Source organism: Cytophagales bacterium (assembly GCA_019456305.1).
In the GTDB taxonomy this organism is placed as follows: domain Bacteria; phylum Bacteroidota; class Bacteroidia; order Cytophagales; family VRUD01; genus VRUD01.
Genome location: VRUD01000002.1, coordinates 73,636 through 87,271, shown reverse-complemented (window position 1 = coordinate 87,271; position 13,636 = coordinate 73,636). Strand labels below are relative to the sequence as shown.

Here is a 13,636-nt window from a genome sequence, read left to right as displayed (position 1 = left end):
AAAACCAGAGACAGTTCCTGAAAAACCAGAGACAGTTCCTGAAAAACCAGAGACAGTTCCTGAAAAACCAGAGACAGTTCCTGAAAAACCAGAGACAGCTCCTGAAAAACCGGAGACAGTTTCTGAAAAACCGGAGACAGTTTCTGAAAAACCAGAGATAGTTCCTGAAAAACCGGAGACAGCTCCTGAAAAACCAGAGACAGCTCCTGAAAAACCAGAGACAGTTTCTGAAAAATCAGAGACAGTTCCTGAAAAACCAGAGACAGTTTCTGAAAAATCAGAGACAGTTCCTGAAAAACCGGAGACAGTTTCTGAAAAACCAGAGACAGTTCCTGAAAAACCAGAGACAGCTCCTGAAAAACCGGAGACAGTTCCTGAAAAACCAGAGACAGTTCCTGAGCAAACTGAAACGACTCTGGAACAACCAAAGTCAAACATCAAACATCCGACTGCTATTCCCTCACCCTTACCTTTGAAAATAGAGCCTTTGGATGAGGCTGCCGGCTCAGAAGTACCCAAAGCTATTGATTGTGCTGAAGTCGGTTCTGCTATAAAGATCAAAAATATTTATTTCGATTTTAACAGCTATGTTAAAATATCCCAAAATAAGCCAGAGTTACATTTTGTGAGGGATGTATTGATTGCATGTCGTAAAAAGGCAATACTAATCATCGGACATGCTGATGATGTAGGTACTTCATCATTTAATCAGAGGCTTTCAGAAAAAAGGGCTAAAGCGGCTGTTGATTACTTAATTACTATTGGTATAGATCCGGCTAGGTTAGCCTACAAAGGATTTGGTGAGGATGAACCCCTCGTTCCAAATATTACAGAAGAAAACAGGCGACTTAACAGAAGAATTGAGTTTAATGTATATGATATTTCTACTTTTGCTTTAGCAGTGGAAGAAATTCTTGCACCATCCGAAGAGATGACAGATGGTACACCAACAATTTCCGTTGAGTCCGAAAGCTTTGCTTGTTCTGAAGTGGGAAAAAGTATAAAATTCAGCAATGTTAATTTCGAATTTGATAGCTATGGAGCTATTACCAGGAATTTGCAAGCTTTAAAATATGTGAAGGACGTTCTTTTGACCTGTAAAGAAATAAAACTAACGATCATAGGGCATACGGACAACGTTGGGCCTGAGTCATATAATCAGAAGCTTTCAGAAAAAAGGGCAAAAGCTGCTGCAGACTACCTGGTTGCTGTTGGGGTTGATCAGGACAGGTTAACTTATAAAGGATATGGTGAGCAAAAACCACTGACCCCAAATGATACAAAAGAAAACAGGCTGCTTAACAGGAGAGTTGAGTTTCAAATTACCAAAAAATTATAAAACACAACATGACTATCCGTTTTCTGGTGTCAATAAACTTAGACATATTCAAGATTGGCAGGAGGAGCCGTTGCTGAAGATTTGGGTAGTTTTTCTTTTTGAATGAGTAAAGAACAAATATTACAATCCGTAAAAGATCATCCGGCTGCAAAAGTGAAGCTGGCTATTACAGATATAGACGGTGTTCTTAGAGGAAAAGTTATACATAGGGATAAGTTCTTTTCCATTATCGACCAGGGATTCGGATTCTGTGACGTGATTTTTGGTTGGGATCCATCAGACACCCTTTATGATAACGTGGATTTTACGGGCTGGCATACCGGTTACCCGGATGCGCAAGCAAAGATCGATCTTTCAACATTCAGAAATATCCCGTGGGATAACAATGTTCCGTTTTTCCTGGCAGACTTTATAGATGATGACGGTAATTCTTTACAGGTCTGCTCACGTAGCCTTTTAAAGAAAATAAGGCAGCAAGCCATAGATGCCGGTTTTTCTCCTGTCTTTTCTGTAGAATTTGAGTGGTTTAATTTCAATGAAACACCCTGGGAATTGCACGACAAGGATTTTAAGAATATAAGACCACTCACCCCGGGTATGTTTGGATATTCCATTTTAAGAAGCTCCTATAACAGTCAACCTCACCCCCCATCCCCCTCTCCACAAGTGGAGAGGGGGAGTAAATCCGAATTCCATTCGGATAAAAGACCAAATAACTACTTCAATGATTTGTTTGACTTTCTCTTACAATTTAACGTTCCGCTTGAAGGATTACACACCGAAACCGGACCTGGAGTTTACGAAGCAGCTATTTTTTATGCAGACATATTAGAAGCAGCCGACAGAGCAGTGCTTTTTAAAACAAGTGTCAAAGAAATTGCCTACCGGAATGATATTTTAGCCAGTTTCATGGCTAAATGGAATGAAAAGCTGCCGGGCTGCAGCGGACATGTGCATCAAAGCTTGTGGGATAGCAAAAAAAATTTATTTTATAAAAAAGCAGACAAAAACAGGATGAGTGAACTCTTTAAAAGCTATGTGGCAGGACAGTTACATTGTTTGCCACATATATTGCCCATGTATGCTCCAACCGTTAACAGCTATAAACGCCTGGTGGAAGGAGCCTGGGCGCCTACCACGCTTACCTGGGGTATGGATAACCGCACCACAGCTTTAAGGGTTCTGACTAGCAGCGAAAAATCAGCACGCCTTGAAACCAGGGTACCCGGTTCGGATATAAACCCTTACCTGACTATGGCTGCCTGCCTGGCGAGTGGTTTGTATGGCATTAAAAAAGCGCTAAAGCTTGACCAGCCTCAAACAACAGGGAACGGATACGAAGATTTTAAATATGGCAAGCTTCCAAAAAATCTAGTAGAAGCAACCCAGGCAATGAAAAAATCCGATCTGGCTAAAGAGCTGTTTGGAGAAGGTTTTGTTAATCATTTTGTACAAACACGGGAATGGGAATGGCAGCAATTTGAAAAAGCTAAATCTGAGCGTCAGGGCAAAGAAAAAGATGCCAAAGCGGTTACTAATTGGGAATTAAAGAGGTATTTTGAGATTATTTGAATCTTATTAGCAAAATAAAACAAATTATAAGAAAAAACGTAAATTTGTATAAAAATAAAAGTTCTTACCATGTCATATAAATTTATTTTAACCAACTATATTGAAAACGCAATTTCAAAAGCCATTTATGACAAACTTGAAGATGGAAGTTTTGCAGGGAAAATTCCAAATTGCAAAGGAGTAATAGCTTTTGGAAAAACTCTAAAGGAATGTCAAATTGAATTACGTTCTACCCTGGAAGATTGGATTTTTGTTGGGCTGAAATTAGGTCATAGATTACCCGTAATAGCGGGTGTGGATTTAAATAAAAAACTATCGGAAGAAAAATTAACCTTAATCAATGGAACAATCTGTAATCCATGAAATATTCATACAGTTTTCCTACTGACATAAGATTTGGACCTGGTGTCATAAAAGAATTAGCGCCTTATCTGAAAGACCAAAATTTATCTCATCCACTAATCGTAACAGACCCTAATGTAGCTGAACTGGATTTTTTCAAAAAGATTGTTGAAGATTTAAAAAGACAACAACTAAAGCTGGAAATATTTTGTGACATCCACAAAAACCCTGTAAAATCTGATGTCTTAAAAGGAGGAGATGCTTATCATCAATCAAAGCGGGATTCGGTTATTGGCATTGGCGGGGGTGCAGCCATGGACGTTGCAAGGGCAATCGTTTTGAGGATTAACCACCACAGAGATCTCTTTGATTATGATGACCTGGTCGGAGGCTCAAAATATGTAACAGAACCTGTTCCTCATTTTATTACGGTACCCACTACAGCCGGCACAGGCAGTGAAGTAGGGAGAAGCGCTGTGATCTCAGAAGAACAGACAAAGAAAAAACGCATCCTGTTTCATCACAAGCTGGTGGCAAAGATGGTTTTTGCTGACCCGGAGCTAACCTATGATTTACCCCCGTTTATAACGGCAGCCACCGGTATGGACGCCCTTTCACATAATATGGAAGCCTTCCTTGCCCGTGGTTTTCATCCTTTATGCGATGGTATTGCCCTTGAGGGTATAAGGCTGATCTCCGGATCGCTTGATAATGCCGTAAATAAGCCACTTCCTGAATCCCGCAGCAAGATGATGATCGCTTCGCTGATGGGTGCCGTTGCTTTTCAAAAAGGGTTGGGCGTAGTACATTCATTAGCACACCCGCTTTCTACTTTACTAAATATGCATCATGGGTTGGCAATTGCTATCAATTTACCTTATGGGATGCAATTTAATATACCGGGGCAGGAAGATCCATTTATTGGTCGGATTATCAATCCGACCTACAAACGAATTGCCAATGCAATGGGATTGACAAGTTTAGATGGAGAATCGGTAGTTAGCGCACTTCTTGAACTCAACCAAAAGATCGGGCTCCCTGCTAAATTAGGGGAAGCAGGTGTGAAAAAGGAACATATAGAACAGCTCACTGACCTGGCGGTGGATGATTTTTGTCATCCGTGCAATCCGAGAAAAGTTACAAGGGAGGATTTTAAGCAGTTGTATTTGGATGCTCTATAATCTTTAAAACTTTTTGGCATTACTATAGTTAATTTTCTTTTTTAATATCTATTAACAAAAAAAAGGGGCCAAATACAATTCAGCCCCTATTTTTATGATACTTTCGGAGATCAAAAATTAAGATTTAATTTTCTAACTATTACCTCCTCTGCGGTTTGAATCTTTACCAGGTAAGTGCCTTTTGGCTGAGTTGAAAGATCAATGGAATAATGATCATTATTCAAACCACTGTTATTAGTAACCTCAACAACCAAGCTCCCAATAATATTGTAAACCTTGATTGATGCTACTTTCATATCAGCCTCTACATCAATATTTATTACACCGGCAGTTGGGTTAGGATACAGCCTGATGCTGTTAGCTGCATCAAATAGTTCCATTACTCCAACCAGAGGGCACGAATCTACGGCAATGGGCTGGGTAGCAGAATCTGTACAACCAGTTATACCATCCGTATAGGTATAGGTAATAGTATAAGTACCAAAACCTGCTGCTTGAGCATTAAAATTGCCACCATTTACATTTGGCCCGGAATAAGTACCTCCTGCAGGACTTCCACCTGTTAATGCAAGCGCAGTGATTGTATCACACACATTTGCTAACGCAGTAAAAGTAACAGTTGGTAACGAATCAACAGTTATATAACCTGACATGATGATGGTACTATCTAAACCACTGCATCCAAATGCCGTTAAAGTTACATTCCAAACACCTACAGTATCATAAGTAACAACCGGATTCTGAAGGTTTGAAGTGTTGGGCGTTCCACCCGGGAATGACCAGCTATACCCGATGGCATCTGTAGATAGACTTCCATCAAATGTAACAGTAACGCTGCCACATCCGCTTATTACATCTGATGTAAACGATGCAACAGCTCCTGCGGTGCTTAATTGAACTAAAACTGTTGTAGAGTCAACGCAACTGTTAGCGTCAGTACCTATTACTGTATAAGTTGTATTTGTTGTCGGGTTAGCATATGCAGTATCACCGGTAGTAGCGCTTAAGTCTGTTGGCGGTGACCATGCGTAGGATGCAGCACCGCTTGCTATTATCATTACCGAATCTCCAGTGCCGCATACGACACCAGGATTAGGCGTTACTGTAATAACAGGTAACGGGTTGACCGTTACGGTGGTTGCTGCTGATGTATCATAACAACCAAAGGCATTCCAAACCACCACCTGATAATCTCCACCCATAAGTGCATTATAGGTCCAGCCTGTATCAGCAGTGGATACACTATTTAACAACCAGTCATAGCTGGTAATACCTGCAGTATCTGATGCTAATTCCACACTGTCACCTGCACAGAAAGTAGCAGGCCCGCCTGCTGTGATATTAGCCACAACTGCCGGAGGATCACTTATAACAATCGTGTCGCTTGAAGTTGCAAGCAATGTATCTGTAACCATCACAATATAAGTTCCGGCACAAAGCCCGGTAGCTGTTTTAGTAGTTTGAGTAGTGGTGTCATCCCATGAATATGTATAAGGCGGTGCACCACCTATTGCAGTTACTGTAGCCTGTCCGTTACAGTCGCCATTGCAGACCGGATTGGTGGAAGAAGTAATGGTGGCAGAAATTGGAATTGAAGCAGGTAGTGCATACAAGTATTTTGCTTCCATAACATTGCCTGCACTGTCAAGTTCAATATCCACTACTGGAAAACCAACATCTTTTGCGAGCCAGCTATAAGTTACAGTAGTATCAATTTGTGGGGGGGAAAAGAAAACCCAGTTTCCACTCAAGGTATCATGGCCAAAAGCGCTATCAATGCTGATCTCCTCAGAATATTGCCTCAAACAATCAAAGGTATCTAAAGGAGTGTACACAGTGCCCCATGCATCTATATTAGAATTTGTATAAGAGGTATTTATAATTCTTATGCTATCAAAATTAGGTGGCAGGCCTCCCACATTTGGCATTTCAAGAATAAATTTAGATGTATCCATAAGCGTATCCTGATAATTTTCAGGAAATTCAAATATTACCATCTCAGGATCAAAAGAAATAATAATAGTATCTCCCGTACCAAAAAGATCTCCTGCTAACCCCAAAGCAGTAAGCTTTGCTGAAGTTATCTTAAGGAAAAAAGGGTCGTTATTTGGTTGCACGAATACTAAATTTGAATTCGGAAATGCGTCTCCATTGGCAACCAAAGCCGGGTCACTAAAGAAAAGCGTGTCAGAGATCTGGTTGTTAATGGCAGAGAAATTCCAGATCTGAGAAGGCCCTGCACCTCCGGGAACAATGCTTGGAACAGTGTCAGTTGCCTGGAAGATCATGGTTCCCGGCAATGCAATGTCTGTTGAATCCCAGGTGATTTGTGCTTTTGAAACTTGCATAGCAGCAAAAAAGAAAAATATTCCTATTGCTGATATTGCTGCGATTATGGTTTTTAACTTTTCCATAATAATTATTTTTTTAGGGGATTATGCAATAAAAAAAACAAAATCCCTGGTTTACATTTAACTTTGAACCTGCAAATATACAACACTTTATAATAAAACCAATTTTATTATAAAGATAATACTTTTTCCTGTATAATACAAATATTTTATCAGTATTTTTGTTGTTAAATAAAGCTACTTAGAAAGAATTTCCAGCCTATTCGTCTGACCACTTTCCAGCCCAAATCCCTACGCTTAGTGGCCTGACGAGGGCAGTAACTACTACTTAGTTGCATAAATAAGGGTTATTATGCTTTGTTGAATTAAACAATATTGTCATAATAACTATTACTTTTGCAACTAAGTACTACCAATGCTCAAAATAGGTATATCTTCATGTTTCATGTATCCCGATATCAAAAGAAAGGTATTTGGCCATAAAACTCTGTGCTATCTGGAAAAAGACATGGCTCAATACCTTTCCCGGGAAAATATCATACCCATACTCATCCCTGATCTGAAGGAAAAAGAGCTTGAAAGATTCCTTTCAGAGATGGATGGTTTTGTCTTCCAGGGCGGCTCTGACATTGCTCCACATACATACAAAGATACACCCATCCTGGATGGTAAATGGCAAGGTGATCCTCAAAGAGATGCGTATGAACTTAAAATAATGGATTTTGCCATTAAAAATGACAAGCCTGTTCTGGGCATCTGCAGAGGGTTTCAATTGATGAATGTTTACTTTGGCGGTACCTTGTACCAGGATATTGGTACCCAGCGAGCCGATTCTATCAAGCATAGGGATGCAGAGATTTACGATCAGTTAAATCATGGTATTGAATTTATAGAGGGGAAATTGTTAGATAGGTTATATCAAATGAGTACTAAAACTAAGCGGGTAAATTCCGTTCACCACCAAGGCGTTAAAGAGATTGGTAAAGAGCTGGAAGTTTTAGCTCACTGTCCTGAAGATGGATTGATAGAAGCTTTCTTATGGAAAGGCGCTGAAAAAGGTAAAGTGATGGGTATGCAATGGCACCCGGAGTTTTTTTATAATTCTAATGAACAGCTTATTGATGCTAATTTTGTATATGATCATTTTTTAACACAGATCACCACCGAGAAATCGGGGCAGGCACAGATTAAGAAAAAGTAAAAAGTAAAAAGTAAAAAGTAGAAAGTGAAAATAATCAATCCCGCTACCGAAGAAATAATAGCTGCCATTGAAGAGGATAATGGGCAAATAATCAAAGAAAAATACGAAGTAGTTCGTGAAGGGCAGCAATTATGGCAAGTTCCGATTATCGAACGAATTTCAATTATAAGGAAATTTTACGATCTGCTAAAAAATGAACTGGAACAATTAGCAATGGTCTTAACCGATGAAATGGGCAAGCCCCTGGACCAATCGCAAAATGAAATAAAAGGGGCAAGGGCACGTATAAAGTTCTTTCTTGAAAATTCAGAAAAATGGCTTCGTGAAGAACAGATCGTAAATGAAAGCGGTATAGAAGAAAAGATTGCCTGGGAGCCATTGGGTATCATTGCAAATATCTCTGCCTGGAATTATCCTTACCTCGTGGGGGTAAATGTGTTTATCCCGGCACTAATTGCAGGCAACGGGGTATTGTACAAGCCATCGGAATATACAACACTAACAGGGCTTAAAATAGAGGAACTATTGCATAAAGCGGGGGTACCACAAAACGTATTTCAAACAATAACCGGGGGGAAAGATGCAGGAGAAGCATTGCTCAAATTACCGCTTGATGGGTATTTCTTTACCGGCTCTTATAAAACAGGGTTGCATATTTACGAAACCGTTGCTCATAGAATGGTACCTTGCCAGCTTGAATTGGGAGGAAAAGACCCGCTCTATGTTACGGATGATAATAAGAACATGGTAGCTGTAGCCAAAGCAGCCACAGAAGGTACATTTTGCAACAATGGGCAGAGCTGCTGTGCTGTAGAACGAATTTACGTGCATCAGGATGTTTACGATGATTTCACCCGTGAATTTGTAAAGGAAGTAAAACAGCTTAAAGCAGGAAATCCTGATGAAATAGATGTTTTTATAGGCCCGGTTACCCGGCAAGAACAGTTAAAATTTTTACAGCGCCAGGTAGATGATGCTTTACAAAAAGGAGCTAATCTGCTTACAGGTGGTAAAAAAATGGAAAGAAAGGGCTATTACTTCCAACCTACAATTCTTGTAAATGTCAATCACAAAATGAGTGTGATGAAAGATGAATCATTTGGACCTGTTATTGGCATCTGCAAAGTCAAGGATGATGAAGAAGCGGTCGCCCTGATGCAAGATACGGAATTTGGATTGACCGCTGCTGTGTATTCAGACAGCCGGCAAAGAGCCGAAAAAATTCTGCAAAAGATCAATACGGGCACAGTTTACTGGAACTGCTGTGACAGGGTAAGCGCTAACCTGCCCTGGTCCGGCAGGAAACATTCGGGCATAGGGACAACGCTTTCTTATATGGGCATCAGGGCTTTTGTGCAACCTAAGGCGTATCATTTTAAACATTTTTAGTTAATTTTACGTTGTTGCTTTATTTAATGCGGTTATGGCGCATTTAAAATGAATACAACATTACACATAGGACTAATTCTCATTACTTTTCTTCAGGCTTGCGGACAAGAACCTTCTCGACAACAATCAATGAATCAAGACATGTTGACGAAAAGTAATCTTGAACTAAAAAAGAAAGAGGGAGCAATAATAAATCCAACTGGGCAAACCTTAATCACTCGCATACTCGCTCCATCTGGATTTGATCGGACGGACAAATACGAAAACTCTTTCACAGAATATTTGAGACAATTACCATTAAAACCTCACGGTTCCGAGGTAACACTATATGATGGAAGCGCCAAAACTAATTATGATGTTTATGATGCTGTAGTGGACTTGGAAATTGGAAAAAAAGACCTCCATCAATGTGCAGATGCTATAATGAGACTGAGAGCAGAATATTTGTACAGCCAAAAACAGTATGAAAAAATTCATTTCAATTTCACAAATGGCTTTCGGGTTGACTATTCTGAATGGATGAAAGGGAAACGCATTGTGGTAAAAGGAAATGAGACTTATTGGACTCAAGGTGGTGACCCATCAAATACATACCAGGACTTTTGGAAATATATGGAGATGATTTTTAGCTATGCAGGCTCCCTTTCTCTTTCAAAAGAACTAAAACCTGTGCGTATTGATGACTTAAAAATTGGAGATGTTTTTATACAAGGAGGTTCACCTGGCCATGCGATAATCGTGGTTGACTTAGCAGGAAAGCCTAAGACAAATGAAAAAATCTTTCTTTTAGCTCAAAGCTATATGCCGGCACAGGAAATACAAATTTTAAAAAACCCGGATAATGATAAAATCAGTCCCTGGTACTCAATAAACTTTGGAGAGGAATTAAAGACTCCTGAATGGACTTTTAACAAAACTGACTTGAAAAGATTTGAAGAATAAAATAAACGCACCATAACAACAGTAGTTGTTGCACGGCCTAAAATATTTCCAATTTATTTTAGTTTTGAACACAATGAAAACATTAATCCTAATTATATTCGCTGGACTACTTTTCAGAGACCTTTGCAAAATCAATTAGTCAATCAGCTAATGAGCTAACGGGTTTTGATTTAGTAATTTACTAAGCGCATCATAGAGATCAGGAATCTCTTTTTGTAACTTAGTAGGCTGTTCAAAAAAATACTCTACGCTCACTGCAAAGAACTCCATGCTGTTTATGCCAGCATATTTTCGTAAAAAAGTCTGCTTACCTTTTCTTATCCGCTCAATTTCCCTTTTACTCACCCCTGATAATTTTGATAAGCTTAACCTGTCAAGAAATCTATACTGAATATTTGGAATTTTATTTTCTAACAAGAGCGCATGCGCCATCTCATGTAAACCAACATTTAAAGAATCATCAGGAATTGCATAGCCTTTAATAAAATCTTTCCATGATAAAACAATGACTCCCTTATGGTGAACTTCTCCTATATTTACAGACCTGCCTTCATAAGAGTAATACTTTTCAGGATATACAATAATGGTTCTAAAATGGCTGAAATGGATTTCTGGCAAGCCAAAAGTAAGCTGTACCGCTGAAGCTGCGATCATAACCTTCATTTTATCTGTTACTTCAGGCCTGCGTCTGGCTAAAAAACGTTTATTTATGACGAACTTATGGACTCTGTTCTCGAATTTTTTTTGATCAGTGGGGGATAAATAGTTGTAATATTGAAAATATTTCTTTAGGACTGCCAGTTGTTTTATATCAAAAGGTTTGCTGTATTTACGTACATTTTTCAATTCGTATGAATTATATTTCAGGTAAAAGTATAAAGCCACTCCTAAGAATGAAATAATAGTAATAGCCACACTAATCGCATCTTCTTTATAAAAACCACCCTGAGTATCATTTAAGCTGTACGGTAAGTAAGTGATAAGAAAAATCATTATGGAGAGAATAATAACTAATATTAAGAAAAATAATTTATAAGTTATTTTTATGGCAATATAAATGTAAATAATACATAGGCAAGTTAAGAAGAGAAATATAAGTATTATCGGGTATAGGGATTCCATAGTTTTATTAAAAAAGCAAACAATTTAAGCAATAAAGAAACTTAAGTTTTAATTAAATTTACAAAAAAATAGAAATATCCGAAAAAAATGAGTATCTTTAGGGAGAAATCCAACAAAAATAAAAGGAAACTTAATTATGGGTAAATCGGTTTTCAATTCGAAACTTTTAGAGGATGGTCATTTATATTGTCCTAAGAAATTTGCTGTTAAAGATGCTAAATTCAAAGTTATAGTATCAATTCCGCAAGATAATGCCAGTGATTCTGAAATCGAAATGGCGTCAACTATAGATAATCCAGATGATTTTCTCACAGAGGAGGAAATAAAATATTATCTACAATTAAAGGATTAATAATGGAATTTAGTGAAGGCCAAATTTGGTTAATTAATTTTGACCCAAGTATTGGACACGAATATAAAAAAGTGCGGCCCGGATTGATCATAGAGAGTGATGAATTTATTGAATCAGGGAATCTGATAACTATAATTCCCATCTCCTCTAAAACGGAAAAGAAAATCGAACTTGATGTTTACCTCTCAAAATCTGAAACAAATCGGTTGATGAAGGATTCCCTTATAAAAACCAGACAAATCAGCTCATTTGATAAAAGGAGATTCATAAAGTTGATTGGAAATTGTGAAAATCATATATTATTATCCGTAAAAGAAGCTATAAAAAAATACCTATCAATCTGATTGCTACTAAGCTACTTTCCTTCTAGATAAAAAATAATACAAAACAAAAGAAATACCAAAAGTAACAAACCACGCATAAGAATATAATTCAGCTAAAAAATAAGGAATGCTCTCTTTTGATACAAGCTCTACTTTGATCAAAAATCCCGGTACGGTTGGAATGATGGAGATAACAAATGATATCCAGGCGGCTTTATTCCATCCTTTGTATTTACCTTCCTGTTTAAAAAGCTCAGCAAGGTCAATCACCCTTTTGCGAAGTATATAATAATCGCATATCATAATGCCGGCCAAGGCTCCCAAAAGGGCAGAATAGGCGATCAGCCATTTGAAAATATATCCTTCAGGGTCAGCCATCAGCTTCCAGGGAAAAATAATGATACCGATGAAGCCGGTAATATATCCTCCCATTTTAAAACTGATCTTATTGGGCATAAGATTAGCGAAACTGTTTGCCGGGGCGACTATGTTGGCAGCGATATTTGTTGATAAAGTTGCCACAGTAAGCCCGATCATTGACAGGATCACCACAGAGGCGGTATCAAATTTTCCCATGAGCACCACCGGATCCCAGATCGGTTCAGAATAAATGATGAACGTGGCGCTTGTAACGGCAATGCCTATAAAAGAGTAAAGGACCATAGTAGCAGGCAGCCCGATAATCTGCCCAAGCACCTGGTCTCTTTGAGATTTGGCATAACGGGTAAAGTCAGGAATATTGAGTGACAGGGTAGCCCAGAACCCAACCATGGCTGTTAATCCCGGCCAGAAAATCGCCCAAAAGCTAACCCCTGATTCTTTGGATAGCTCATAAGAAGCGTCTAATATTTGTCCGAGCGAGCCTACTTTGATCCATGCCCAGGCTAATAAGCAGAGCCCGATGATCAATAAGAAAGGTGCGGCCCAGGTTTCCAGCAATTTTATGGATTCGATGCCTTTGTAAACAATATACATATTAATAAGCCAGAACAGGATAAAACAGGCAAACTGGCCCAGGTTAAGACCTATAAAATCGCCCAACGAAGGACTGTGTGCCAGATCAGGCAATACCACCAGGAGAAGCTGGTATATGGCAGCGCCACCGATCCAGGTTTGAATGCCAAACCATCCGCATGCTACCAGGCCTCTTAAAAGCGCAGCCAGCTCAGCCCCTTTTATTCCAAAACTCAGGCGAAGGAATACCGGTAAAGGAACACCATATTTGGTACCTACATGCGCATTTAATATCATTGGGATCAGAACAATAACGTTACCTAACAGAATTGTTAACAGCGCCTGCCACCAGTTCATTCCCTGGTTTATCAGGCTGCTGGCAAGCATGTAGGTAGGGATGCATACGGCCATGCCTACCCATATTGCGGCAATGTTCCAGGTATCCCATGTACGTTTGTCCTGAGGCACCGGGGCAAAATCTTCGCTATAGAGGGGAGAACCCGATACATCTTCGTGGAGTTCTATTATTTCTTGTTTCATAGCACAAATTTATTTATTTCTTTTTACT

Annotated in this window: 12 protein-coding genes and 1 pseudogene; 10 read left to right on the top strand and 3 right to left on the bottom strand. The window is 39.0% G+C overall.

Annotated features, from left to right (window positions below; genetic code table 11):
* From FVQ77_00850 to FVQ77_00830, 5 genes and pseudogenes are all read left to right on the top strand, one after another.
* Nucleotides 1–400 (top strand): annotated as a pseudogene (locus tag FVQ77_00850) (hypothetical protein).
* Nucleotides 401–472: 72 nt separating this feature from the next.
* Nucleotides 473–1,339, top strand: a complete 867-nt coding sequence (locus tag FVQ77_00845) for an OmpA family protein (GenBank protein MBW8048894.1) — start codon at nucleotides 473–475, stop codon at nucleotides 1,337–1,339.
* A 102-nt stretch (nucleotides 1,340–1,441) separates the two neighbouring features.
* A complete protein-coding gene (locus FVQ77_00840) occupies nucleotides 1,442–2,911 on the top strand; it encodes a glutamine synthetase (GenBank protein MBW8048893.1) in 1,470 nt (489 codons plus the stop codon).
* An 84-nt stretch (nucleotides 2,912–2,995) separates the two neighbouring features.
* Nucleotides 2,996–3,274, top strand: coding sequence for a type II toxin-antitoxin system HicB family antitoxin (locus tag FVQ77_00835; GenBank protein MBW8048892.1), 279 nt, complete (start codon nucleotides 2,996–2,998; stop codon nucleotides 3,272–3,274).
* Nucleotides 3,271–4,434 (top strand): iron-containing alcohol dehydrogenase, encoded by a 1,164-nt coding sequence (locus FVQ77_00830; protein ID MBW8048891.1) that lies wholly within the window; start codon nucleotides 3,271–3,273, stop codon nucleotides 4,432–4,434. The genes FVQ77_00835 and FVQ77_00830 overlap by 4 nt, the downstream gene beginning before the upstream one ends.
* A 110-nt stretch (nucleotides 4,435–4,544) precedes the next feature.
* On the opposite strand, the gene FVQ77_00825 is transcribed toward FVQ77_00830, so the two are convergent.
* Nucleotides 4,545–6,848: a T9SS type A sorting domain-containing protein gene (locus tag FVQ77_00825; GenBank protein MBW8048890.1), complete on the bottom strand. Its 2,304-nt coding sequence runs from the start codon at nucleotides 6,846–6,848 to the stop codon at nucleotides 4,545–4,547.
* A 352-nt stretch (nucleotides 6,849–7,200) separates the two neighbouring features.
* On the opposite strand from FVQ77_00825, the gene FVQ77_00820 reads away from it, so the two are divergent.
* Genes FVQ77_00820 through FVQ77_00810 form a run of 3 tightly spaced genes read left to right on the top strand, consistent with a single transcriptional unit; the run spans nucleotide 7,201 to nucleotide 10,317 of the window.
* Nucleotides 7,201–7,986 (top strand): gamma-glutamyl-gamma-aminobutyrate hydrolase family protein, encoded by a 786-nt coding sequence (locus FVQ77_00820; protein MBW8048889.1) that lies wholly within the window; start codon nucleotides 7,201–7,203, stop codon nucleotides 7,984–7,986.
* A 24-nt stretch (nucleotides 7,987–8,010) separates the two neighbouring features.
* A complete protein-coding gene (locus FVQ77_00815) occupies nucleotides 8,011–9,375 on the top strand; it encodes an aldehyde dehydrogenase family protein (protein MBW8048888.1) in 1,365 nt (454 codons plus the stop codon).
* 48 nt (nucleotides 9,376–9,423) lie between these two features.
* Entirely contained in the window at nucleotides 9,424–10,317 is an 894-nt protein-coding gene (locus FVQ77_00810; GenBank protein MBW8048887.1) for a hypothetical protein, read from the top strand.
* 147 nt (nucleotides 10,318–10,464) lie between these two features.
* On the opposite strand, the gene FVQ77_00805 is transcribed toward FVQ77_00810, so the two are convergent.
* Entirely contained in the window at nucleotides 10,465–11,310 is an 846-nt protein-coding gene (locus tag FVQ77_00805; GenBank protein MBW8048886.1) for a zinc-dependent peptidase, read from the bottom strand.
* A 265-nt stretch (nucleotides 11,311–11,575) separates the two neighbouring features.
* Between FVQ77_00805 and FVQ77_00800 the strand changes: the two genes are divergently transcribed.
* A complete protein-coding gene (locus tag FVQ77_00800; protein ID MBW8048885.1) occupies nucleotides 11,576–11,791 on the top strand; it encodes a hypothetical protein in 216 nt (71 codons plus the stop codon).
* 2 nt (nucleotides 11,792–11,793) lie between these two features.
* Entirely contained in the window at nucleotides 11,794–12,135 is a 342-nt protein-coding gene (locus tag FVQ77_00795; protein MBW8048884.1) for a type II toxin-antitoxin system PemK/MazF family toxin, read from the top strand.
* A 6-nt stretch (nucleotides 12,136–12,141) separates the two neighbouring features.
* On the opposite strand, the gene FVQ77_00790 is transcribed toward FVQ77_00795, so the two are convergent.
* Nucleotides 12,142–13,608 (bottom strand): NCS1 family nucleobase:cation symporter-1, encoded by a 1,467-nt coding sequence (locus tag FVQ77_00790; protein ID MBW8048883.1) that lies wholly within the window; start codon nucleotides 13,606–13,608, stop codon nucleotides 12,142–12,144.
* Nucleotides 13,609–13,636 lie beyond the last annotated feature (28 nt).